At 43.4% G+C, this 23,690-nt stretch carries 18 protein-coding genes; 7 read left to right on the forward strand and 11 right to left on the reverse strand.

The annotated features are described in order from the left end of the window. Positions 1-112 precede the first annotated feature (112 nt). Positions 113-1,036, reverse strand: a complete 924-nt coding sequence (locus PNC201_RS20210) for a GGDEF domain-containing response regulator (protein WP_102058204.1) — start codon at positions 1,034-1,036, stop codon at positions 113-115. A gap of 260 nt (positions 1,037-1,296) precedes the next feature. Here PNC201_RS20210 and PNC201_RS20215 point away from each other — a divergent pair, with 260 nt between their 5' ends. From PNC201_RS20215 to PNC201_RS20225, 3 genes are read left to right on the forward strand one after another with little or no spacing between them, the layout of a single operon-like run. Next, positions 1,297-2,394 carry a sensor histidine kinase gene (locus PNC201_RS20215; protein WP_102058205.1) on the forward strand — a complete coding sequence of 366 codons (1,098 nt, stop codon included), beginning with the start codon at positions 1,297-1,299 and terminating at the stop codon, positions 2,392-2,394. Positions 2,395-2,405: 11 nt separating this feature from the next. After that, complete coding sequence (locus PNC201_RS20220; RefSeq protein WP_102058206.1) at positions 2,406-2,825, forward strand: response regulator; 420 nt, start codon at positions 2,406-2,408, stop codon at positions 2,823-2,825. 11 nt (positions 2,826-2,836) lie between these two features. Further along, positions 2,837-4,567: a two-component system response regulator gene (locus PNC201_RS20225; RefSeq protein WP_102058207.1), complete on the forward strand. Its 1,731-nt coding sequence runs from the start codon at positions 2,837-2,839 to the stop codon at positions 4,565-4,567. 47 nt (positions 4,568-4,614) lie between these two features. On the opposite strand, the gene PNC201_RS20230 is transcribed toward PNC201_RS20225, so the two are convergent. Both PNC201_RS20230 and PNC201_RS20235 read right to left on the reverse strand, forming a co-directional pair. Continuing rightward, a complete protein-coding gene (locus PNC201_RS20230) occupies positions 4,615-6,075 on the reverse strand; it encodes a dihydrolipoyl dehydrogenase (protein WP_102058208.1) in 1,461 nt (486 codons plus the stop codon). A gap of 128 nt (positions 6,076-6,203) precedes the next feature. After that, the gene (locus PNC201_RS20235; RefSeq protein WP_010605622.1) at positions 6,204-6,932 is read right to left on the reverse strand and encodes a glutathione peroxidase; all 729 of its coding nucleotides are present in this window, start codon (positions 6,930-6,932) and stop codon (positions 6,204-6,206) included. 186 nt (positions 6,933-7,118) lie between these two features. Here PNC201_RS20235 and PNC201_RS20240 point away from each other — a divergent pair, with 186 nt between their 5' ends. Further along, positions 7,119-7,652, forward strand: coding sequence for a DinB family protein (locus PNC201_RS20240; RefSeq protein ID WP_102058209.1), 534 nt, complete (start codon positions 7,119-7,121; stop codon positions 7,650-7,652). 146 nt (positions 7,653-7,798) lie between these two features. On the opposite strand, the gene PNC201_RS20245 is transcribed toward PNC201_RS20240, so the two are convergent. The 4 genes from PNC201_RS20245 to PNC201_RS23565 form a co-directional block, all read right to left on the reverse strand. Next, complete coding sequence (locus PNC201_RS20245) at positions 7,799-8,062, reverse strand: hypothetical protein (RefSeq protein WP_095727608.1); 264 nt, start codon at positions 8,060-8,062, stop codon at positions 7,799-7,801. A 263-nt stretch (positions 8,063-8,325) separates the two neighbouring features. Next, the gene (locus tag PNC201_RS23560) at positions 8,326-9,708 is read right to left on the reverse strand and encodes a hypothetical protein (RefSeq protein WP_233525296.1); all 1,383 of its coding nucleotides are present in this window, start codon (positions 9,706-9,708) and stop codon (positions 8,326-8,328) included. Between the two features lie 68 nt (positions 9,709-9,776). Then, positions 9,777-10,238 carry an SMI1/KNR4 family protein gene (locus tag PNC201_RS20260; protein ID WP_102058210.1) on the reverse strand — a complete coding sequence of 154 codons (462 nt, stop codon included), beginning with the start codon at positions 10,236-10,238 and terminating at the stop codon, positions 9,777-9,779. Between the two features lie 9 nt (positions 10,239-10,247). Continuing rightward, positions 10,248-13,856, reverse strand: a complete 3,609-nt coding sequence (locus tag PNC201_RS23565; RefSeq protein ID WP_233525297.1) for a contractile injection system protein, VgrG/Pvc8 family — start codon at positions 13,854-13,856, stop codon at positions 10,248-10,250. A 1,515-nt stretch (positions 13,857-15,371) separates the two neighbouring features. Here PNC201_RS23565 and PNC201_RS20280 point away from each other — a divergent pair. Then, positions 15,372-16,403, forward strand: coding sequence for an IS110 family transposase (locus PNC201_RS20280; RefSeq protein WP_158299146.1), 1,032 nt, complete (start codon positions 15,372-15,374; stop codon positions 16,401-16,403). 487 nt (positions 16,404-16,890) lie between these two features. On the opposite strand, the gene PNC201_RS20290 is transcribed toward PNC201_RS20280, so the two are convergent. Continuing rightward, positions 16,891-17,859: a hypothetical protein gene (locus PNC201_RS20290; protein ID WP_102058213.1), complete on the reverse strand. Its 969-nt coding sequence runs from the start codon at positions 17,857-17,859 to the stop codon at positions 16,891-16,893. 232 nt (positions 17,860-18,091) lie between these two features. Here PNC201_RS20290 and PNC201_RS20295 point away from each other — a divergent pair, with 232 nt between their 5' ends. Next, positions 18,092-18,865: an MBL fold metallo-hydrolase gene (locus PNC201_RS20295; RefSeq protein ID WP_102058214.1), complete on the forward strand. Its 774-nt coding sequence runs from the start codon at positions 18,092-18,094 to the stop codon at positions 18,863-18,865. Here PNC201_RS20295 and PNC201_RS20300 read toward each other — a convergent pair. Both PNC201_RS20300 and PNC201_RS20305 read right to left on the reverse strand, forming a co-directional pair. Further along, positions 18,862-19,218, reverse strand: coding sequence for an Hpt domain-containing protein (locus PNC201_RS20300; RefSeq protein ID WP_010603970.1), 357 nt, complete (start codon positions 19,216-19,218; stop codon positions 18,862-18,864). The genes PNC201_RS20295 and PNC201_RS20300 overlap by 4 nt on opposite strands. Further along, the gene (locus PNC201_RS20305; RefSeq protein WP_102058215.1) at positions 19,215-21,953 is read right to left on the reverse strand and encodes an ATP-binding protein; all 2,739 of its coding nucleotides are present in this window, start codon (positions 21,951-21,953) and stop codon (positions 19,215-19,217) included. Before PNC201_RS20305 ends, PNC201_RS20300 begins: the two co-directional genes overlap by 4 nt. Positions 21,954-22,282: 329 nt before the next feature. Between PNC201_RS20305 and PNC201_RS20310 the strand changes: the two genes are divergently transcribed. Next, positions 22,283-22,732, forward strand: coding sequence for a nuclear transport factor 2 family protein (locus PNC201_RS20310; protein WP_206471703.1), 450 nt, complete (start codon positions 22,283-22,285; stop codon positions 22,730-22,732). A gap of 63 nt (positions 22,733-22,795) precedes the next feature. Here PNC201_RS20310 and PNC201_RS20315 read toward each other — a convergent pair whose 3' ends face one another. After that, entirely contained in the window at positions 22,796-23,686 is an 891-nt protein-coding gene (locus PNC201_RS20315; protein ID WP_102058216.1) for a TetR/AcrR family transcriptional regulator, read from the reverse strand. Positions 23,687-23,690: the final 4 nt, after the last annotated feature.

The raw sequence follows: 23,690 nt of genomic DNA on the forward strand, positions 1-23,690 counted from the left end.
TTTTTAGTTATTTATCTTATAGCAATACACTAAAGCAGCTCCCTTTTCCTAATTCAGAGGTTGCGCTGATCCGTATGGAAACGGTCACCACTTACTATGGTGATAACAGCTGCTAGCTTGCCTCTCCAAACACTCGATTTTTACCATTCTTTTTAGCTTCATATAGCGCGTTATCTGCTCTTTCTACTAACTCTTCAACAGTTTGATTGATATTATCCTCACTAAGTGAAGCGACACCAGCACTAACCGATACAGCTTTTAGTGGTGAAAGTTTATGTTCAATAGCGGTTTCGAAGAAGGTTTGTACCACTCTTTGCGCGATCTCTAAGGCGAAAGAATAGGGTGTGTTTGGCAGTAAGATGGCAAACTCTTCACCGCCGTACCTGTACAGCGCATCCATAGGTCGACGAATATGATTTTTGGCGGTGCTTACAAAAACCTTCAAGACATCATCACCCATCAAATGACCATATTCGTCGTTATAGAGCTTAAAATAATCAACATCCAACATTACGACACTAAGCGGGCTAATGGAGCGCTTTGCACCGCGATAGTGGCGCTCCAAGTCAGTATCAAATAATCTGCGATTAAACGCTTCAGTAAGCCCGTCAACGTATGAATACTCTCTAAGTTGATCGGCTTGCTTTTTATACTTTAGGTGGGTAAGTACGCGATTAAACAGCGTGCGTGCTACTATTGGTTTACTGATGAAATCGACCGCACCTGCATCCCAGCACATTTCTTGCTGATTTTCTTTAATGTTGGATGTCACAAATATGACAGGAATTCGGGCGGTTATTGGATCTTTTTGAAGCTCTGTACAAGCCTCTATACCCGTTATCCCTTCTAGCATCCAGTCCATTAGGATTAAATCTGGCAATGCAAGTTTTACATATTCCAAGGCCTTCTCAGCACTTTCAAAAGCGACGACTTTGCATATGTCTTCTAAACATGCGCATAGCACCTTTTGAGTGAGTGGCGAATCTTCTACGACTACTATGGTACAGTTATTTAGTTCTACTACATCTTCAAACATGCTATTGCCTTTATTCCTGTTTCAGGCTTAGATTGTGTGCTATGTCTTTATGTTTAAAAAGTCAAAGTGCACTTATGTTGCTATTAACAGGATTAATATTAGGTAAGTATCGCACTGTAAATAAAGCATCTGGCACGAATAATAGTGTAGACATTTTTGTGATGAAGCACACTTGTTATTTAACATTTCCATTACTTTTATCTTGAATAATATCGCTTTCCTACTATAGATCTTATTACCTGTTCCCAATGTAAATTCCTATGACAGACTCAACCCCACTTGAGAAAGCAGACAGATTTGTTGGTGATGATTCTCTTTCCGATTTAATTTTTGACAATATTCCGGACTACGCCTTTATCAAAGATGATCAGCTTAGGATCGTAAAAGCGAACAGTGCTTTTCGCTCCATGTATCCAGAAGAAGCCAGAGAGAAAATTATTGGCTACACCACACTTGACTCTTATCAACCAGAAGAAGTAGAAGAGTTTATCAAAGATGATAAAAAAGCCTTGGAAACAGGGTATGCAGAGTGTTTGGAGATTATCAATTTCCCAGATGGTGGCGTAAGAACATTATTTACTCGCAAAAAGCGATTCTATGATGCCAATGGCGCGACGTTTATTTTAGGACTTTCCAGTGACGTGACCGAAAGGGAGCATCTTGTCGCTCAATTAAAGCGCTCCAATGAAGCCTTAGACGAATTTGCTTATATTGCCTCTCACGATTTAAAAGCGCCACTCAATGCGATTTCCAAGTTGGTAACTTGGATTGATGAAGACTACGGCGATGAGTTACCCGAAGGCGCTAAGGAGAATTTTGATTTAATTCAACAACGTGTATCAAGAATGAGTAAATTGCTCCATGACTTGCTGATTTACTCTCGGGTAAATCGAAAGCATAGCGAAAACGAAACGTTTGAATTCAGCGAGTTTACAAAAGAGATATATGACTCTATTGATATTGAGGCGAAGCTGAAATTGGAATGCACTTCTTTAATTGTCACCTTACCAAAAACTGCACTTGAAGTAGTTACCCGCAATTTAATTAGCAACTCGCTTAAACACCACGACTGTGAAAATGGCTCACTAATAATCCACGTTAAAGAAAGCCCAGAAGAGTATGAAATACATTTTATTGACGATGGACCGGGGATCCCACCTGAGTATAGGGAGAAAGTATTTGAAATGTTCCAAACGCTTAAACCTAGAGATCAACAAGAAGGTAGTGGTATGGGTTTGGCAATCATTAAAAAAGTGCTCAATTTCTATGGCGGCTCGGTCGACATTGTGGATAGCAATGTTGGTACTGAGTTTGTGATCAAGTGGCCAAAAGTAGATACCAGAGTTAACCCAAATTAGGTATTCAGTTTATGCAAAATAATGATATTACAGTGCTGGTCGTCGAGGATGATGACATTGACTATATGACCGTAAAACGCAGTTTTGCAAAGCGTAAGATAATGAACCCTATGGTTCGGGCAATTGATGGCGTTGAAGCGTTAGAATTCTTACAGACTAAAAAAATAGAGTATCCATTTATTGTTCTATTAGATTTAAAAATGCCTCGCATGGGTGGGCTTGAGTTTTTAGGTAAGTTGAGGGATGACCCAGAGTTAAAAGATACGGTTGTGTTCGTACTCACCACTTCGAAAGATGAAGATGATATTCATCATAGTTATGAAAAAAACGTAGCAGGATATTTTTTAAAAGAAGAAGCAAGTAACTCAATGATGAGCCTTGTTGATATGTTGGATGGATATTGGCGAATTGTACAGTTTCCAACTAAGTAATGAGGTTGTAAATGAACATATTGCTCGTTGATGATGATGTGGTTGACCGAAAGATGATCCGCCGTTCCTTAGTGAAAGGCGGGATTGAACATCATTTGACAGAAGTTAGTACAGTAGAAGAAGGAATATTTGCGCTAGAAGAGCTTTGCTTCGACCTATTATTACTGGATTACAATATGCCGTCCAAAAATGGTGTGGACTTACTCATCGAACTTAAGCGTATTAACCATATTAAAGATTTAACCATAGTCATGATCAGCAATTCGCATTCTGAAGAGTTGGTTTTGAAATGTCTAGATTTGGGCGTACAGGACTTTCTACTCAAAGAAGAAGTCACCGCATCGCTCTTGAGCCGGTCTATTATCCAAGCAAGGAAACGCTTTGAGCTAGAAAGTCAACTGCATAAAAGCTACCTGCAAGTAAAGCAGATGGCTGAACGCGACTCATTGACGGGGTTGTATAATCGTTACTATTTTGAAGAAACCTGCCAGCGGCTGATGCAAGCCGATAAAAAGCGCTATAAGTGTGCAGGGATCCTTGTCGTTGATATCGTCGATTTTAAAAAGATAAACGACCGCTTTGGCCATGAAATCGCTGATCAACTTTTACTTGAACTAGGAGCAAGCTTTAAGAGGCATACCAAGCAAGAAGATATTGTCAGTCGTTTTGGTGGAGACGAGTTTGCTTGTTTGATGGTGTCTTGTGACAACCCGCTTCAAATTAAAATAGAAGCTGAAAAGCTTATCCGGTTACTAAGCCGAAGCTATTCAATCTATGAGTTGGACATCTACTGCCAAGTAAGAATGGGAATTTCTCTTTACCCACTTAATGGTAATAATGCTGATGACTTAATACGTTTTGCTGATATTGCACTATTTAGGGCTAAATCTTCCCAAAGTGCGATGGCGTGCATTTTCGAAGATAATATGCAGACTGAGTTCCAAATGAAGTATAACGTGGAGCAAGACTTAAGAGGAGCGATAGAGAGGCAAGAGTTAGAGTTGGCATTTCAGCCGATTGTCGATATTCAGCAGGCCAAAGTCGCGTCTCTCGAAGCGTTGATCCGATGGCCTACTGCAAAATACACAAGTAGTCCTCAAGAGTTTATTACAATAGCTGAAGAGTCAAAGCTCATAGAACCGTTGGGAAAGTGGATTATTGAGCACGCGATCACCACATTGAAGCAGATACAAACAAAGTGCGGATATCCTATTCGTTTAGCAATAAACCTGTCGCCATTACAGCTCGGAGACATTTCTCTACCAGCATTTATCAATGATTGTCTAAAACGAGTCGATATTGATGGTACTTTATTTACCTTTGAGCTAACAGAAACTGCGCTTTTGGATGAAAGTGAACGGGTAACATCAAGCCTAAGCCGCATCAAAGAACTAGGCTGCAAGATTGCGCTAGATGATTTTGGAACGGGCTATTCTTCAATATCACATTTGCTCAATTATCCAATTGATATTGTCAAAGTGGATAAATCGCTTACCGACAGAATTGATGTAGACGATAGAGGGAAAAGGATATTTAAGGGTTTGATTGATATGCTTAAGAGCCTACAATTGAGCATTGTTGTTGAAGGTGTTGAGAACTATCAGCAGTATTATGTGTGCAAAGAAGCACGAGTAGATAAAATTCAGGGGTATTACTTTTCGAGCCCTGTTTCCGAAAAGTCCGTAGTGAAAACGATAAAAGCGGTAAATAGAGAGCTCGCCAGAGAATTTAAAGCAACGTAGTAAAAAGATAAAGCCAGCAGTTACGGCCGGCTCCAGCAATGTTTGTATTAAGCGCCTGGACCACATTCCAAGCAGTGCTTGATAATATCCGGGCCAAACTTCAAGTTTGCATTTAGATTTCGCAGTGCCGTTCTTAGGCCTTCTTCTATCACTGGGTGGTAGAAAGGCATTTCGAGCATTTGTGGCACGGTCATCTTGTTTTGTAGCGCCCAAGCAAGTAAATGCGCCATATGCTCAGCAGCAGGGCCGACAAATTCGGCACCTAAGAATAATCCGGTGCCTTGCTCAGCGTAGACTCGCATATGGCCTTTGTTTTTTAACATCACGCGGCTGCGGCCTTGGTTTTCAAAGCTTACCTCTCCGATGGCAAAGCAGCCACAATTGCCATATTGCTTTTCCAACTCTTTATAACTTGCTCCAACCATGGCAATTTGTGGGTCGCTAAATACCGCCGCAAGCTTTGCACGGCGCAGTCCCACTCTCACATCGGGGAAGCGACCGGCATTTTCACCTGCAATCGTGCCTTGATCTGCGGCTTCATGTAGAAGCGGGATCTGGTTGCTGGCATCACCTGCAATAAAAATGGGGGCGTTACCTGAGCCATCAATACATTGCATGGTATGTGGGTCGGCTAGCGGTACGCCTCGGTCATCAAGCTCTAGCGTGGTATTTTCTAGCCCTAAGTTATCAACATTGGGCACACGACCTGTGGCTGCCAACACATAGTCAAACTGCTCGGTTTGCGGTTTCCCTTGTTTGTCAATGTAGGTAAGCTCGGCTTTGTCACCGACCTGTTTCATATCTGATACTTTGGCATCTGTGTCGAGGTAAAACTCATCACTGAACACAGTGGTAGCATAGTCTTTGACGATTGGATCGGTTAGTGGTCCAAGGCCACCGCCGACACCAAATACTTTGACCTTTACGCCAAGTCGGTGTAGCGCTTGACCTAGTTCTAAGCCAATCACGCCGGGGCCAAATACGGCCACTGAGTCGGGTAAATTGTCCCAGTCAAAAACGTTATCGTTAATGACTAAGCGGTCGCCAAAATTATTAAACACACCGGGGTAGCTAGGTCTTGAACCTGTAGCGATAACAAAACGTTTGGCTGTGATCTGAGTGTGGTCGTCCAACTGTACCGTATGGCTGTTGATAAATTTTGCACTGCCGCGTAGTTTATCTTGCTCAGGTAGTTCGTCGACAGCTTCGACGACAAAGCCAACGAAGCGATCTCGCTCATGCTTTACTCTCGCCATAACCGCTTTACCGTCAATTTCAGCGGGTTTTACATTAATACCAAATTTAGGTGCGACTTCAATTTGATGTGCAGCTTCAGCTGCGGCAATCAGTAACTTGCTCGGCATGCAGCCAACCCGAGCGCACGTTGTGCCGTATACGCCAGACTCAATCATCAGTACTTCTGAGGTATATTTTTTGGCATTTCTATAGGCGCTGAGACCTGCTGTTCCCGCACCAATCACGACTACGTCGGTGTTTATCTTTTTCATTTTTTGCTCCGAAATCAGAAAGTGTAAACCCCCATGACAGCCATTAGCTATTGTGTTTTGTTGTGTTGAGGGGGAACATTTTGACTTGGTGAGCAAGTTCACCAAGTCATGTTGTGGGGGATGAGTGATTAAGCGAAATATTCAGCTAAATCATCTGAACCACCGATGTGTTTACCACCGATAAATACCTGCGGCACGGTTTCGCGACCAGACAGCGCTTTAAGACTGGTTAGCGATGCTTGTTGACCAAGTACCAGCTCTTCATATGCCAGTCCTTTTTCTTTTAGCAAAGCTTTGGCTTTTTCACAGAATGGACAGCCAATCTTGCTAATAACGGTAACCGGCTCTGGTTTGATTTGGCGCGGGTTAATGTACTCCAGCATAGTATCTGCGTCTGATACCTCAAACGGGTCGCCAGGCTTTTCTGGTTCGATAAACATTTTGTCAATCACACCATCTTTTACCAGCATTGAATAACGCCAGCTGCGTTTGCCAAAACCTAAATCGTTTTTATCAACTAACATGCCCATGCCGTCAGTGAATTCGCCGTTACCGTCAGGTAGTAGTGTAATATTCTGCGCTTCTTGGTACTGTGCCCATGCGTTCATTACAAACGTATCATTAACGGATAAACACACGATTTCGTCGACACCATTTTGTTTAAATACGCTAGCAAGCTCGTTATAGCGCGGTAAGTGCGTTGACGAACAAGTTGGTGTAAAGGCACCAGGCAAAGAAAATACAACCACAGTTTTACCTTTAAAAATTTCATCGGTGGTGACGTGCTTCCACTCTTCATTTTCTCTAATTGGGAATGTAACCTGTGGTACGCGTTGACCTTCAATATTCTTTAACATTTTGCTTTCCTTCTTAAGTTGATGGAGCCATTATGCCGCGCGCATTTTGATTTGTATAATTGATAGTTAAGATTAAAGTGTTCAATAAAATTGATTGTTTTCAACTTCAAATATTTGTATTTTTTAACCTAGCCAATGCCGCTAAGTTGAGGTTAGTCAATTTTTACGGGAACAGGGAATATTTAGATGAAAGCAAACTTTGAATTAATGGCGGATTACAATCGCTGGATGAACGAAAGATTATATGAAGCTGTTTCGGGATTGAGCGTCACGGAATTACACCAAGATCGAGGGGCTTTTTTTGGATCCATTATGGGATCGTTAAACCATATTCTTGTTGCCGATATTATTTGGCTTAAGCGCTATACAGAGCATAGCCATCATGCTGAAGCACTGAATGCTGTAGCAACAATGCCTCTGCCGACAAAGCTTGATGCGATGCTGTATGAAGATTTTGCAGCGTTGAGACAGGCAAGGGCGGAAATGGATAAGGTGATTATTGAGTTTGCGAATGAAGTCACTGAGGAGGCGCTTGCAGCCGATTTACACTACAAAAACACACAAGGTAAAACCTTTTCTCGCAAGTTTGGTTTTCTAGTGCATCATTTATTCAATCATCAGACGCACCATAGAGGGCAAATAACGACATTACTCAGCCAGATTGGTATTGATATGGGAGAAACCGATCTATTAGCTCGGATCCCCACATCATTTGGTTAGTGCTCTGGCTGGTTTTACCGCTTCGTTATGTCTAGTGTTTTGTGCTAGCAGCAATGAGAAGGGTTGTAAAGCTAGACATTAGCTCTACAGGCCTTTAAAAACCGTGGTCGGTAAAGCCTGTTAAGAAGAATTTCACTCGCTAACTTTCACAATAACTCTGAATAGAGCTCCTCTAGCCACTCATGAAGGTCCTCTATGGAGTCAAAATCTTCGTCTGTTAGTTCTTCATACTCTGTTAGTGAAATAAGATTTAAGTCTATAGCCTCCCGAAGTTGGGCTCTGACTTTAATCAAGTCATAAGGGTAGTCTTCTCCAATGCCGACAGCTCTTCTCAAAATACTGGGGTCATAGCTTTCAACATGACAATAAGTTTTTAAAATGGTTCTTAAAGGATCTTCAAGTTTATTCATCGTATATTTACTTCTTTAGTTCAGGGTATAATGTGTGCAATTTAATGTTACCATCTTCTATTAGATATATAGCTTTGGCATTTCCGTTTGAAAAATCTGTAACCTCGTATCCAGTGGGGTTTTTCTTGGAACCTAGTCTAGTTATTCCCCGTACAGCACTTCTGTAGTTAGAGCCAAAAATATCTTCAAGTGGTATTTATGCGCTCCTCGTTTATTCCGTTGAAACAACGCTATTGAGCGAATCAAGAAAACGTCGGCCCACGTCACACTGACTCCTCAAACCACAAGCCGAATAGCGTAGTGGGAGGTGGGTTATCCGCCGAGAAGTTATGCTTTTCTGGTGTGGTGTTGACGTCGTCTAGGCGTTTTACCGTGGCTTGCATGCCTTCGATGGCAGCGTCTGGGAGCAGTAGGTCGTAGTGCCAACTGGTAGACATGTCATCAAGTGAATCGCGTAGGCCTTTGACGATGTTTTTAACTTCCGTGGCGGATTGTTTTCCTAGGTCTTGCCAGTTGATGTCTCTTAGGTATTTAACTGGGTCGCCTTTACCGACTTTTCTTTGGGTAAAAAGCCGCAGCACGGCAAGCGCAGCCGAGAGCGATTCTCCAGTATTTTTTAAGATAACCTTGCCCACGCCTTTGACTGCTGAGCCCACTACTGGCACTAAACCAATGCCGGTCAAGGTAAAGGCAAGCCAAGCGTCAGTGTCGTTGGCTTCATCATCGTCAGTCAGTAACATGACATTGGCAATGATATCTCGTAAATCCATGACTTGGTCGATAATTGGTATCATGGAAATCAAGGTACCTACCACGATTTGTGACGTAGAGGGGTTTTGATTAAAGTCGCCTTGCAGTGTGCCCCATAACCAATCACCTGCTTGGGTTGCAATGCCATTGGCTTCTATCAGTGGTGCAGTATTGCCGCTGCGTACCATTTCAGCCGCTCGCGCTGGGGTGATTTTTCCATACAGTGGATTTTTAGGGCGATTATCTTCTGGTAGGTAATCGCGTTTATCCTCACCATATTGCACGGTATATTGACCGGGCGGGGCATTCTCAATTTTTGCTTTACCGCTGTCGTCTAAGTTGCCGGTCAGCGTTGTGCCGTTTGCAAATCGAATGGTATAAGGCGCGCCCATAATTGGGCTGCCATCTTGATAGGTGTAAGACAACTCAATGGTACTGCTCGCCATGGTGGCAATGCCATCGGCGGCAAGTGAGAGTCGAGCATTCTCAGAAAGCGCTTGAATTTGCGGTACACTCGGCATCGTGGCGCTTTGTTTGCTGCCAATATCTTGCTCCATGCTACCGTCAAACACGGTCATGGCTTTGCCTTTTAAGGTCAGTAACTTGTCTGCAAAGATGTTGACGTTACCACTTGAGTCAATGCTGATTTCACTGCCACCATTGGCAAGGGTGAGGTTGCCAGAGCCACTGCCTTTAATCGTGATATTGCCTTGGCTTTGAATGAGTTGACTTCCAGCCGGGGCGGTGATGGTGAGATTGTTGTCTGCCTTGAGGTTGATATCACTTTGGATAACACTGCGATGGCTGCGACCGGCCTTAAGGGTGATATTTTGTGTGGCGCTGACGTCAATTTGGTTGGCGGTGACGTCTAGGTTGGTTGCTGCATCAGCAATCACCGACTTTTTACTATTTAGATGGGAAGGGTTGTAAAGCTAACTACTAGCTTTACAACTCAGTTAGAAAATTAGGAAACGTTAAAGCCTGCTAAGAAGTCAGTAAATGATGGAGCAAGTATATCTACATTTTCATAATCGGGATCGGCACCTTCATCAACTTGCTTATCTTTCCACCATATGAATACTCCTCCTTTCTGCGCGCCATCTACACCAATGCAAATAACATTACCAACACCATCATTACCAATAGGCAGTAGCTCTTCAGGAATCCTATCGCAATAAATAGAGAACATAGTTAACAAATCAAAGCTAGTATCATTTTTACCAATTCCAAATAAAACATTAATGTCAAAGTCAAAAAGTAATTCACCGTCAGAATTTTGTTTAGTAAACTGATTTTTAGTAGGCTGACCACCATTAAACTTTAGAAGAAAATCAACATATTCTTTGGGGAACTGAAGTTCAAGCTCATGACAGAGCTCTTGAATCTCAAGTAAGCTTGTTTTTGGATAACTGTTTTCAAAGTTCATTCTAATTTCCTAAAATGAGTAAGTATTTCGACCGCCAGAGTGACCTACTGTTGAGTGTAAGTCACTTGGAATTAATTGCAGCTTTGTGGAGTTCTCTACATGATGCCAGGTATGTGTCGACGGTTGCTTCCAAGCTGGATCTATATTTTCCATCAATTGATTCGCGTTTCTCATGTCCAGCTGTGAACCTGATGTTCCTCTACCAGATGTAGGGTCTGGGTTTAATTTTTTTATATCAACCTCTACAAGATAACCTTTATACTTCATAATATAAGGTCTGAAATCCGCAAAACCTTTTTCGGTAAAGTTAACACCATCAGGATACTTTTCAGCAAGCTCTTTTAATTTTAACTCTCTGATTTTCCTTTTTCTTGGCTGCATTGCATCTAGCCTTTGTTTCAAGATCGTATTTTTATGTATATCTAAACTGTAGTTTTGTCCTGCAAATTCTGCGTTCCGAGGGGGCTTTCCATCAATAAGTTGTAATTTATTGTCTTTACGGTTAGTTAATTTGGGTTTTGTTTTATCAGTTTGAGTTGTTCCAGCCCCCGGCAACTCATTCCCTTTTGGTGGCTCCAATTCATCGGCCTTGGCTTTGGTGGGCTTATCGGTAACGCCTCGAATTGGTGATTGGCCTTGATATTCATCCAGTGCTTTATTAACTCGCTGCCCGATTTCTTGGGCGGCTTGTTGCATATGCTGGTCGATTTTGGGGGTGACGTCGTCTAGGCGTTTTACCGTGGCTTGCATGCCTTCGATGGCGGCGTCTGGGAGCAGTAGGTCGTAGTGCCAACTGGTAGACATGTCATCGAGTGAATCGCGCAGGCCTTTGACGATGTTTTGAACTTCCGTGGCGGATTGTTTTCCTAGGTCTTGCCAGTTGATGTCTCTTAGGTATTTAACTGGGTCGCCTTTACCGAGCTTGCGTAAAACGGCAAGTGCAGCAGAGAGGGATTCTCCGGTATTTTTTAAGATAACCTTGCCTACGCCTTTGACTGCTGAGCCCACTACTGGCACTAAACCAATACCCGTTAGGGTAAAGGCAAGCCAAGCGTCGGTGTCGTTGGCTTCATCATCGTCGGTCAGTAACATGACATTGGCAATGATATCTCGTAAATCCATGACTTGGTCGATAATCGGTATCATGGAAATCAAGGTGCCTACCACGATTTGTGACGTGGAAGGGTTTTGATTAAAGTCGCCTTGTAGTGTGCCCCACAACCAATCACCTGCTTGGGTTGCAATGCCATTGGCTTCTATCAGTGGTGCGGTATTGCCGCTGCGTACCATTTCAGCCGCTCGCGCTGGGGTGATTTGTCCATACAGTGGATTTTTAGGGCGATTATCTTCTGGCAGGTAATCGCGTTTATCCTCACCATATTGCACGGTATATTGACCGGGCGGGGCATTCTCAATTTTTGCTTTACCGCTGTCGTCTAAGTTGCCGGTCAGCGTTGTGCCGTTTGCAAATCGAATGGTATAAGGCGCGCCCATAATTGGGCTGCCATCTTGATAGGTGTAAGACAACTCAATGGTACTGCTCGCCATGGTGGCAATGCCATCGGCGGCAAGTGAGAGTCGAGCATTCTCAGAAAGCGCTTGAATTTGCGGTACACTCGGCATCGTGGCGCTTTGTTTGCTGCCAATATCTTGCTCCATGCTACCGTCAAACACGGTCATGGCTTTGCCTTTTAAGGTCAGTAACTTGTCTGCAAAGATGTTGACGTTACCACTTGAGTCAATGCTGATTTCACTGCCACCATTGGCAAGGGTGAGGTTGCCAGAGCCACTGCCTTTAATCGTGATATTGCCTTGGCTTTGAATGAGTTGACTTCCAGCCGGGGCGGTGATGGTGAGATTGTTGTCTGCCTTGAGGTTGATATCACTTTGGATAACACTGCGATGGCTGCGACCGGCCTTAAGGGTGATATTTTGTGTGGCGCTGACGTCAATTTGGTTGGCGGTGACGTCTAGGTTGGTTGCTGCATCAGCAATCACCGACTTTTTACTCTCCAGTGCCAGTTGTTGTTTGGCGCTGGCAATAAAGGTTTTATTGGTGAGTAGTCGAATTGCGCTTTTAACACTGCCAAGTTGTATGTCTTTGGCTGCAAAAATGTTCATTGCGCCTAGTTGCGCAAGCCAGTGAATATAAGGCTGCTTTTTATCCCCATGTAACACCAAGTGTTGGTTGCCCGCTAAGGTTTGCAACACAATATGCGGGGTTTTTGGGGTGTCATCAAACATCAACAGGTTTTGGCCGCGAGAGCACAACACGTTTTGGGCGTTATTGGCGCTAGTAACAACAGATGGTTGCGTGTCATTAAGCGCAAACCCTAACAGGTAACTTTGGTCAGGGTCGTTGTTCATACAACCGATGAGCACATTACTGTCTGGCAGCAGTGGAAAGTGTAACCCTGTCGGTTGCTTTTGACCACGACAGGCATATTGTGTGAGGCGCTTTACCGATTCAGTCACCTGACTATCAAAATGTACTTGCGTGGCATATTGCCCTTGTGCATCTAAGTGAGGATTGGCCTTTGACCCCGACAGCGAGCGCACTGTGGCGGTAAACACCATCGGCTTGGGGCTATGCTCTGGGGGCGCGATACGTATTGGCTCACCCCGTGGTACACACACCGACTCGCTATGATGCGCAACTTGCTTAGGGTCATTGGCACTGCCTTGCTTATAAATCTGTTTACTGCGAATACAGGTATAATCGCCACCTTTTGCTGTGCCCAATTTACCATTTAACGAAAACGAATAACCGGCATTGGCTTCGGCTACGTTTCCTACCAGCGTGACTTCATTTTTACCTTGTTGATAGGCAAGCTCGAGATTGCCAGTGCGCTCAAATTGCTCAGCGGGATTTTGTGCAGCAGGCTCAAAATAGCTACGCTGGGCCGAGCTGACCGAGGTTGGTGGATGAGCATTCATATGCACTTGTGAGCCACCCATTTTAAAACGATGGCGGCTTTGGCACTGCGTAAACCCAACAAAGCCGGTTTCATGTTCGTGAACCAGACCATCTTTATCCGTTACCGACAGCAAGCCTCGCTCAATATAGGGGCTTGCAAGATTCCCCTCGGCAATCACTATCGACTCAATAAAGTCATGGCATTCAAACCAATAAATTAAGCCGTACTTTGCTAAGAGTCGGGTGAAAAAGGTGTAGTCGTTTTCTAGTGCTTGTACGCACTGCGGTAGCGTGGGTAAATCTTTAGTGACTCGCCATTTTATCCGGTCTTGTGAATAGCCGGCTTTTTGTATCAGCTTATTGAGGACAGACTGAACATTGGCTTGTACAAAGATTTGGCTTTTTTCAGTTTGCTTAAGTAACTCAAGGCGAGGCTTTAAGACCACCTCTGCACCACAGGTGTGCTCAGACACAAAACCAGATTGGATATCAAACAAAGTACCAGTGAAATATGTTGATATTGCGTCTGGTGACTCAATTTCAAACGTGAGCATATTGCCGACGAGTAATTCATCAGCCAGGTCAAATTGGGATTCTAGGTTCGCTTTGAGTAAAAAGCCGCTATTGATACAGGTCGTGAGCTCAAAATCGACGACATGTACAGGATGGTTAGTACCATACACCACAATCCTTGTTTGCATTTTTTATGTCCACTGTTGTTGGTTAAAGCCGTTCCACCAATACGCAGTACTACTTCCTAGTGTGCTGCGATTGGTTTTTATTTGCGCGCTATTGTTACATAAAAGGCAAGCATTTTTAACTCATTTTTTTATTTAGCATTCGAATGCTTATCTTTTGGCATAACGGGTGGTTTTTAAATCTCAAGCCAAATGAAACGGTGTCAGTTTGCCTTCCATGGCTCGTATCAAAGCGCATCCATGCGCTTCTCGTTCATTCTTTTTAAACGACGAAAAAGAACGAACCAAGAAAACGTCGCCCCAACATCACACTTAATCCTCAAATCCTAAGCCGACATAGTGCAACCGCCTTGTAAGGCACGTCCCTGTGCCAGACAAGACTTAGCCGACATCCTGTCGGCACATTGCATATCGACTGATGCTTTTCGGGTGTGATGGAGGGGGGAATAAGTTGTCTGTTAGCTGTCCACAAAGCCATCAGAAACATAGTTGTTTGCAAGCACCACAAAAACGATCGGTGTGAACTCCTAATTAACAGTCTAAATAGTTTTGTGGGAGGTGATTCACTCGCCGAACAGTTATATTTTCTGGTGTGGTATTGGCCGTGTGCACTAGTTTTTCTCTCAAAAGCAGCTAATTTTCCTGCAAGCACCAAACAAAACTATCAGCGCCTTGTATCTCCCTCATCACACCTGAAAGTAAATTGCCAATGAGTCATTTCAACGCATGGATGCGTGAAAAGCGGTGACAGGGCCAAGGATGGCCCTTACACCGTGGTGACGTTCATATTGGTAATTTACTTGAGGAGTCAGTGTGATGTTGGGAGTGCCTTTTCTTTTGCTACCTTTTCTTTGGGCAAGCAAAGAAAAGATAGTCGTAGCCCATGGATGGGCGTCGAAATCCGTCAGGAGGACATATTAGTCTTACCCTCCATGGCTCGTATCAAAGCGCATCCATGCGCTTCTCGTTCATTCTTTTTAAACGACGAAAAAGAACGAACCAAGAAAACGTCGCCCCAGCATCACACTTAATCCTCAAACCCTAAGCCGATATATAATACTAATTGCACTAAGTCTCCAATCAATTTGAAGGGTGAAATACCATATTAGCGTCGTTAAAAATTTCTCATTTAGAACAACTAAATAGCAAAATTTTTGCCTAGCTACTAAAGCTATTTCTCCGCTTCAAATTGCTCATTTACCTAATACAATTGGTATCGCAACCGTCTTGTAAGGCACGTCCATGATGCCAGACAAGGCTTGACCGACATCCTGTCGGCACATTGCATATCGACTTATGCTTTTCGGTTGTGATGGAGGGGGAATAAGTTGCTTGTGAGATCGTCTACGATTTTAGCGATTAAGCTGCTTTAAAGCATTGTAAAAGCTATCATCGCAGAATGCTTCCTAATTCACAGTGCAAATAGTGTTGTAGGAGATGTATGGACTCCTCCCCCTTAACGGGAGAGTACGGTATAAAGATATTGCAAAACACTTTTACCAAATAAGGAGTCCATACATGACACAGTCTAATTTAATTGCTATCGACTTGGCAAAAAACATTTTCCAAGTAGCACAGCTGAAAGGCAATAAACTCAAGTTTAATAAGCCAATGAAACGCGAACCTATGTTTGAGTTGCTAGCAAAAGCCGAGGGTTCAAAGGTCGTGATGGAAGCTTGCGGTAGCGCCCAGCATATTGCTCGCAAAGCGCTGTCGCTGGGGCATGATGTCATGTTGCTTCCCCCTAAGTTCGTTAAAGCGTTTAGGCAAGGCCAAAAAACCGATGCAAATGATGTACTCGCTATTGCCAGTGCAAGCCAAGCATATAACGTAAAGCCCTGTAAAATCATGACAGTTGAAGAGCAAACGTTGCAGTCATTGAGCCAAGCGAGAACCTTAGTAGATAAACAAAAGACTCAGCTTTCAAATCAAATACGTGGATTGCTATTAGAGTTTGGTATTGTTATTAATCAAGGCGATGCTGCGTTAACACAAGTCGTTCCAGATATTTTAGAAGATGCTGAAAATGCGCTCCCCATCGCATTAAAACAAGCACTCGCGGTGAGTTATGACCTATATAAAACACAATGCGACGCTAAAGCACAGCTACATAAACAAGTTGAAGCGATAACCAAGCAAAATGAGAGCTGCCAGCGTTTAATGGCATTAGAAGGTGTTGGCCCAATTACCGCGATAGAGCTGTTATCCTTTTTAGGCAATACCTCACAATTTAGTAATGCCAGAGGGGCGGCGGCATGTGCTGGTGTAACACCGACACAGCACTCATCAGGCGGAAAAGCCAAGATAGGCCATATCCCCAAAAGACGAGGCAATACATTAAGGAAAAACCTGTTTCTCGGTGCAAGAACGGTAGTCAGTAGGCTAAAACATAAAGAAGCGACCACAGAGAAAGAACGCTGGATAAAAAATCTACTCGCCAAGAAGAGTGTGAAATGTGTTGCCATTGCATTGGCCAACAAAACGGTTAGAACAGCCTATGCCTTACTTAAAAACGGCTCAACATACGAGCCAAAAATCTTAGCGGTGTAGCACTGAGTAACAGAAGAACAAATCAAGATAAATAGAACGTAAAAGCAGAAAGCATACTGAGATTACCCCCAGTATTGAACAAGCCAAGATAGAGCATTAAGCGGTGAGACCCACCCTTGAGAACCTGTTAAACCGCAGGTGTATACAAATACCGCGTGGGAGAGAAGGCACAAGGGCGCGAATACATCAAAGAGGCCGAGGTAGCACCTCATCAAGAGCCCGGATATAAGCACGCAATCACACCAATAATGCTAAAAATGGCTTGTACAATTGGAGGAGTCCATATAAGACGGTTTACCCGCCGAGAAGTTAAGTTTGTTGGGGGATGGGAGAGTGCCTTGTCATTAGGCACCAAAGAAGCCCATGGATGGGCGTCGACACTTGTCAGGAAGACGGGCTGACTTTACACATAGTCTCGAGTTAATGTTGAACTTTACTGACTGTGGAGCAATCGTATATTGCTCCACACTAGAATCATTCAGCAGGCCTAGTCATCTAGTTTTACGGCTCCAGCTATCCTATCTATTTTCACCGAGCCTGAGCCTGATTCGGTAATGGTCAAGGAACCGGCATTTACCACACGAATATTTCCAGCGCCGTCTTCTATTTGAACGTGGCCCTTCACTGCTTCGATATCCGTATTGCCTGAACCATCAACGATAGTGACATCGCCTTGGGCGTGACGAACTCGAATATTACCGGATTCATCATCGATTTTAATATTGCGTCCGCCTTCAACAACCAGTGAGCCAGAGCCATCGATGATATCTGCGTTGCCGCTAAAACCGCGAAGGGTTAGATCGCCAGACTCATCTTCTATTTTTATATCTGTGCCGCCAGCCACATTGATATTACCCGAGCCATCCTCCAACTCCAGTGTATCGACTAATCCCTTTATGGTTATGTCGCCAGAACCATCGTCGATAACAAGTTGCTGGACGTTAGTGATATGGATATTGCCACTGCCGTCATCAATTTCAGCACCTTGAATATCTTCCAACGTGATATTGCCAGAGCCATCATCTAGTTTGATAAAACCTTTGATATTTTTGATGGCTATATCCCCCGAACTGTCATCAAGTGTTAGCGCAAGTTGGCTTGGCATGGTGATGGTTAAGTCAATTCTAGGGCTATTATTGCGATACCATTGTACACCAGAACTTGTATCTGAGTCGGCCACCAATATGGCGGTATCACCTGATTTTTCCAGTGTAAGTTGGTAGTTTTCTGCTTCTGTGGTTAACACGGAGGCTTCCACTTGGATCTCTTGTTGATTGTCGTATCCAATGATCTGGATATTACCCGAGGTGGTATTTGCATCAAGTTTGCTGATGTCTGCAGCGTTGAGTTGCAAAGATTTATGGAGTGTTTTGGTTGCTGCTGCGCTTGGAGAGATATGCACAACACAGCCAGATAAAAGGCTAAGTGCAGCTAAACTGGTGAAGAGCTTTTTCATTGTTGTTATTTTCCATAGTGGTGATGACATGATGTTATCATCCAGCAATAGTTATACCAGAATGAAGATATAAAAAAATCAATAGATTAAGAAGGTAGCGAACTTTTGAGTGGTCAAAATAGCGAAATCAAATAGTGAGCTGAACCAAAAGTTTGCAGATATGACTGTCATGTGGTTGTAAATTCGACAATGTAGTCTGGCACTATTGTTTGTTTATTTTCCTAACAGTGCAATGAAAGACACGACCAAGCTACACGCTGTCAATCCGAAATCATTCGTTGATAGTCACTGTAAACCAGACGCAGCAGTCTTTTTAGGAGTTGGAAGTGCCGCCAGCGCTGCAACTCTCGGGTGCTCTGCCTGTGTATTGACCCATAAAGGCCTACCTTGGTTATTGATAGATTGTGGCTTTGATACGGTGTCGCGTTATAAAAAGCATTTTTCGTCATTACCCGATGCTGTGTTTATCACCCACCTTCATTATGACCATGTTAGTGGATTGGAGCAGCTTTACTTTCAGGCTGCATTGAGTCAGCACCAAATCACGTTATATGCCCCAGCAGAGTTAATCGTTGGGTTGTGTAATATGCTCGCGTACACCGGACTGAGCGAAGGGACTTGCGGCGTATGGCAGGTTTTCCGTTTATATCCAATTTCAGAAAGCTTTCTTCATCGTGGGCAACGTATACATAGTTATGCCGTTCGTCATCATGAGCCCAATAGCGCTTTTTCGTTACATCTCCCAGGTAGCTTGTTTTACAGTGGTGATACCAAAGCTATTCCTGAGCTGCTCCATCATCACGTCAGTAACGGCGAAGTTATTTTTCATGATTGCGGTCTTGCAAACAATCCCAGTCACTGCTCCCTTAATGAGTTGTTGATGAGCTATCGTGAAGACATCATTAAAAATATTTGGGTCTATCACTACCAGCATCAAGAAGATGTTGTGAAGTTCGAACGCGCAGGACTCAAAGCGGTGCTTGCTGAGCAGCCGATTGCGCTTTAATTTTGCGACTGAGAGGTTAAATAGGCTTTTAATTCTCGAACAAACTCGCTGCCGATCTCATGGTGTATCGCTTTTATTTTTTCGGCGCACTCAGTGGTGTTGTTATCAAGTGCCGAATACTCTAACGCCTGTAGATGTTCAGCTAGTACCTCTGCACCCACTGCTTTTGCGGAGGTTTTGAGGTAATGGGCTTCGTCTTTTAACGCTTGAAAGGCACGAGTTTGGTAAGCAGTTTTAATTTTTGCGCAACTAGATTTCGATTGTACTAGAAAGTCGGTGTAAAACTTTTTCGCCGTAGCAAAATCATCACCGATTAAATCGATAAGCACCTGAGGGTTGAGGGTTTTGCTCATTGTGTAAAGTCCATATCTAACCATTTACCTAAGGTGTTTTTAAGCTCTTGTAATCGCACCGGTTTGCTAACATAGTCATTCATGCCACTATCTAAACAAAGCTCTTTATCCCCTTTCATAGCAGCGCCTGTGACGGCAACAATAGGAATGGCGCTGCGCTCTTCTTTGGACTCAAATGCGCGAATTAACTTAGTTAATTCATAGCCATCTATCTCCGGCATATGGCAATCCGTCAACAAAAGCTGATATTGCTGGCTTTTATACATCGCCAAGGCCTCTTTGCCGTTATTGGCGATATCACAGGAAACTCCAAGTCTAGAAAGCTGTTTGACGATGAGTTTTTGGTTAAAGGGGTTGTCCTCGGCAAGGAGTATATGCTGCTTACCACTAGTATCCGATTCATCATCGGTAGGGCTAGATACTTTATCGTCTAGTGAAAGGAGCGCATCTAGTTCACTGAGATCGTTTAATTCACCTAAATCAGTCTCGTCACTTTGCTGACTTACTTTCAGCTTGCTCAATAATTGGCCGATAGCGTATTGAGTCTGCGGTGCAATTGGTTTTGGTGTGGTTAACGCTGTACTGTTCAAGTTAGCAAACGCCTTTTCATCAACAAATACTAACTCTGGAATAGGTGAGCGTATTTGCTCTGCAGAGGGGGCGGCTTGCGTTGTGACAGCACGAACAAGTGCAGTATCGTCAGTCTCTTTGATTTCACTGGGTGACTCGATGACTTTGATCTCATTGCAAAAATGCGTGCAGGCATTGTACAACTGAGTCAGCGCCAACGAACTCTGCCAAGGCGCATCACTTAACCAATAAAGCGTATTAAATATAATATTGGGTTGCTGCTGTGTTCTTGGACGCCAAATAGGAATGGTAATGGTGAAAGTTGAGCCTTCAGCGGATTTGCTTTTTAAGGCGACCTTGCCGCCCATTAAGTCAATAAGCTTGCCACATATTGCAAGCCCTAATCCGGTGCCGCCGTACTTTCTCGTGATAGAGCGTTCGGCTTGTGTAAAGGGGGTAAACAGTTTCTTTTGGACTTCTGGTGCAATGCCAATACCATTGTCTTCTATCTTAAATATCAAGTGAGATAAGGCTACGCCCTCGCACGCCCAGTGCACATTGATGGTGACTTTCGCACCGCCTTCTCTATCTGCAACGCTAAATTTGATGGCATTGCTGACAACGTTAAAGATAATTTGCCGCACTCTATTTTCATCGCCAATCACTTCTAGCGGTAGCTTTATGTCCTCATGCACCGTTAATTTTACTGATTTGTCGCGCGCGTGGGCTTCGAAGGTTTTGATAATGTTATTGAGCATTTTGGAAGGGGAGAATGGGTAGCTTTCAAGCTCCATTTTCCCTTGTTCAACTTTGGCTAAGTCTAAAATGTCGTTCAATATTGAGACTAAATTATTGGCTGAAATAGACGCAGTTTCTAAGAGTTCTTGGTTGTCTTCATCTAGATCTGAGAGCGCCATGAGATCTAAGGAGCCAATAATACCATTCATTGGGGTTCTGAGTTCATGGCTCATCATGGACAAAAAGTCTGATTTAGTGCGATTGGCCTGCTCGGCTTTAATAATCGCGGCTTCAAGATCGGCGGTGCGCTCTGCGACGCGTTGTTCTAACTCTTGATTAATGTGTTGGAGCTTTTTCTGGGCAATATATACATCGGTTTGATCGATAACAACACCATCAATACGTGCTGGCTGACCCTGTTCATCAAGTCCTACAACACCTTTGGCATACACTACAACAATGTCCTGGTCGTTAAGCAGGCCGCGATAGCGCTGTTCAAAGATTTTGCCTGAATTCAATGAGGCTTCTAGCGCTTGCGTAACACGTACTTTATCGTCGGGGTGAAGGCTTGCTTCCCAGAGGTGTAAATTGCCAATATCGTCTTCCGAAAGTTTAAAAATATCATTGGCCTGATGATCCCAATTCCAGATCCATTGATTCGCTACTCGTATTGCTCGCCAAGTACCTATTTTCCCCGCTTGCATCGCAAGTTCTTTACTTTCTTCTGCATCATGTAATGCGACTAACATATCTTTTTCGTGAGTACAGTCAGCTAAAATCCCATAAACACTGTGTGTGCGAATACAATACTTAACTTGTTCTCCCTTAAATTCAAACCAATGAATTGTTCCTCTAACCTCAAGTCGGAACTCAAAATGCAGCATAAGTCCTTGCTCAATATGGTGAGCGAGTAGCTCGGCAAATAGCGGCTGATCTTCTTGGTAAATCATGCTTTTTAAGGTGTCCCAGTCAAGCTCTGCTGAGGCCGGGAGACCTATCAGTGATTTGAACTTAGGAGAAAAATACGCAGTCTTGTTTAGGAGGTCGTAGCACCAAACACCTAGGTTTGCGCTGTTAACGGCGTGGCGCAAAATTCGAGTTTGTTCGTCTTCTAATGGATTTTGACAATAATAAGTAGAGAGCTCGGCAATATGTACAAATATTTCGTTACTGCGAACATCATAAAACGACAGCAAAAATTGTACGTTTGGTGATGTGCGCAACGACACTTGTATCAAAGAACCATCAGCAATCGTCTTTTGCTGTTCTTCTACGCATAAAGGAAAGATGAATAAGTCTTCAAGATGTTTATTGATGACGTTATCGACGGGAGCGAACAGTTTTTCCGCAACGGCGGTTGTGTGACTGACATACCACTCAGATGTAACAATCAAAATTGGCATACTGTCTTTTAGTGCTGTTAGCATCGTATCCCCCCATAATATCCTCATAAAACAATATAGCAGTTCATGATTAACTTGCTGGATTTGTGGTCAATCTAGAGAGGTTTAGGAGAATGTGTAAAGCTTGTAGATCGTAGAAGTTTGAGTCTAAGTACGGTATTCATGAGACCCACAGGCATACCGATGCGCACGGTAATACTGAACTGAGCGAATGGCTTAGAAAGAATCGGCTATAAACGATGACGGATTTCACGTTGAGACTAAGCGATTTGCTATATCAAGTCTATAAACTGTAATATGTCTTTGTACCCCAAAAAGGGTGATATGGTTAAAAATAATAAAAGGATTCCAAGTTGAAACGTTATTTATCAGTGGTCATCGCAGGCTCACTCAACGCACTTACGTATAGTGGCCAAGCTTATGCACAGCAAGACCTGACTAATGAGGAGAATATCACCGCGATTGTTGAGCAACAGGTAGCGGCCTATAACAAGCGAGATATAGATGCATTCGTCGCAACGTATCACGATGATGTAGAAATTCACTACTTTCCTGGTGGAATAGCGTATTCCGGGAAAGAAAAACTGAAGAAAACCTATACACAGCTTTTTAATAGGGTCACTTGCCTGAGCGCCAAAATAAGTAACAGAGAGATCCAAGGGCGCTTTGTTGTAGATACTGAGGTTATAGAGTTTTGTCTAATGCGTGATGGTGAGGAATATAAATCAAATTATAAAGCCATCGCGACCTATGAAGTCGTCGATGGATTGATTAAGAGAGTCTTATTCTTAAAAGAAAAATAGTCAGCAGTGTAAAGCAAGATTTTGCTTTCCTCTAACCGTACGAGTACCACATTACTCAGTGGATTACACCGCCTCTACATTGAGTCTTTCTGCGAGTAGCTGGCGCTGAGTATTTAACCCCCTGTAGTCTCTAAGTCCTGCGATAAGTGCCCTGATTAATACGGTATCGGGGTTTTTACTTTGTAGTTGAGCTTCCAATAGAGCGATTGTGTGGTCTACGATCTCACGCTTTTGTGGTGTGAGTTTTAGCTTCTGAGACTTTTCTTGGAGCTGTATAAAAGCTTGTTGGATTTTTTGTTCGTGGAGTTGTCGTTTTTTGGCTTCGATCTCTTTTTGGGACGGGAAGTCCTGCTCGGTTAATACCGGCAACAGTGCTTGATTTGGTAGCGCTGTACAAATTGAGTCCATACATGAGACTACCCAATTAACCAGCTTTTCAGTGTCGAAATCAATACCTTCGATCACGGGAAGCGAAAGGTAGTTAGCTATAATGCCATCAAGCGTCATCGCGAGATCGGTTTTCCATGGACGAACTTGCTCGCCATAGTTTTCAAGTAAAAAGCCTTCTTGTAGCGTAAGCCACGTTAAGCGAAACTCTTGATAGAACATGATCAAGTTATTTGAAAAGCTCAGTGACTCCTCCTGCAATAAGAGTTGAAACATCGCTTGGTACTGCTGTAAATCTTCGTGCTGGAAGCGGATTTGTTGTTTTAACTTGGCAATTGGAGTCAATTTATCACTTTCTAATATCGCTCTTATTTTATCCAGCAGATCCGCTGTTTGACTCTCAAAAACGGCTAATAGTAGTTCGTCTTTTGACTTAAAGTGTAAGTAGATAGCACCTTTCGAAATGCCCACCTTATCGGCGATAGTTTGCATGCTAAAGGCACTATCGCCCTCAGCTAAAAGTAACTGCTCCGCGCATGCTAGTATTAATTTCCGCTTATCAGACATAGCT

The sequence above is a fragment of the Pseudoalteromonas sp. NC201 genome, assembly GCF_002850255.1.
Lineage (GTDB): Bacteria > Pseudomonadota > Gammaproteobacteria > Enterobacterales > Alteromonadaceae > Pseudoalteromonas.

Excerpts from the sequence above, each read along its gene's own strand:
- PNC201_RS20295 (WP_102058214.1), top strand. The coding sequence starts at position 18,092 with ATGAAAGACACGACCAAGCTACACGCTGTCAATCCGAAATCATTCGTT.
- PNC201_RS20300 (WP_010603970.1), bottom strand. The coding sequence starts at position 19,218 with ATGAGCAAAACCCTCAACCCTCAGGTGCTTATCGATTTAATCGGTGAT.
- PNC201_RS20215 (WP_102058205.1), top strand. The coding sequence starts at position 1,297 with ATGACAGACTCAACCCCACTTGAGAAAGCAGACAGATTTGTTGGTGAT.
- PNC201_RS23565 (WP_233525297.1), bottom strand. The coding sequence starts at position 13,856 with ATGCAAACAAGGATTGTGGTGTATGGTACTAACCATCCTGTACATGTC.
- PNC201_RS20230 (WP_102058208.1), bottom strand. The coding sequence starts at position 6,075 with ATGAAAAAGATAAACACCGACGTAGTCGTGATTGGTGCGGGAACAGCA.
- PNC201_RS20260 (WP_102058210.1), bottom strand. The coding sequence starts at position 10,238 with ATGAACTTTGAAAACAGTTATCCAAAAACAAGCTTACTTGAGATTCAA.
- PNC201_RS20240 (WP_102058209.1), top strand. The coding sequence starts at position 7,119 with ATGAAAGCAAACTTTGAATTAATGGCGGATTACAATCGCTGGATGAAC.
- PNC201_RS20210 (WP_102058204.1), bottom strand. The coding sequence starts at position 1,036 with ATGTTTGAAGATGTAGTAGAACTAAATAACTGTACCATAGTAGTCGTA.
- PNC201_RS20235 (WP_010605622.1), bottom strand. The coding sequence starts at position 6,932 with ATGTTAAAGAATATTGAAGGTCAACGCGTACCACAGGTTACATTCCCA.
- PNC201_RS20245 (WP_095727608.1), bottom strand. The coding sequence starts at position 8,062 with ATGAATAAACTTGAAGATCCTTTAAGAACCATTTTAAAAACTTATTGT.
- PNC201_RS20315 (WP_102058216.1), bottom strand. The coding sequence starts at position 23,686 with ATGTCTGATAAGCGGAAATTAATACTAGCATGCGCGGAGCAGTTACTT.
- PNC201_RS20290 (WP_102058213.1), bottom strand. The coding sequence starts at position 17,859 with ATGAAAAAGCTCTTCACCAGTTTAGCTGCACTTAGCCTTTTATCTGGC.
- PNC201_RS20220 (WP_102058206.1), top strand. The coding sequence starts at position 2,406 with ATGCAAAATAATGATATTACAGTGCTGGTCGTCGAGGATGATGACATT.
- PNC201_RS20225 (WP_102058207.1), top strand. The coding sequence starts at position 2,837 with ATGAACATATTGCTCGTTGATGATGATGTGGTTGACCGAAAGATGATC.
- PNC201_RS20280 (WP_158299146.1), top strand. The coding sequence starts at position 15,372 with ATGACACAGTCTAATTTAATTGCTATCGACTTGGCAAAAAACATTTTC.
- PNC201_RS20305 (WP_102058215.1), bottom strand. The coding sequence starts at position 21,953 with ATGCTAACAGCACTAAAAGACAGTATGCCAATTTTGATTGTTACATCT.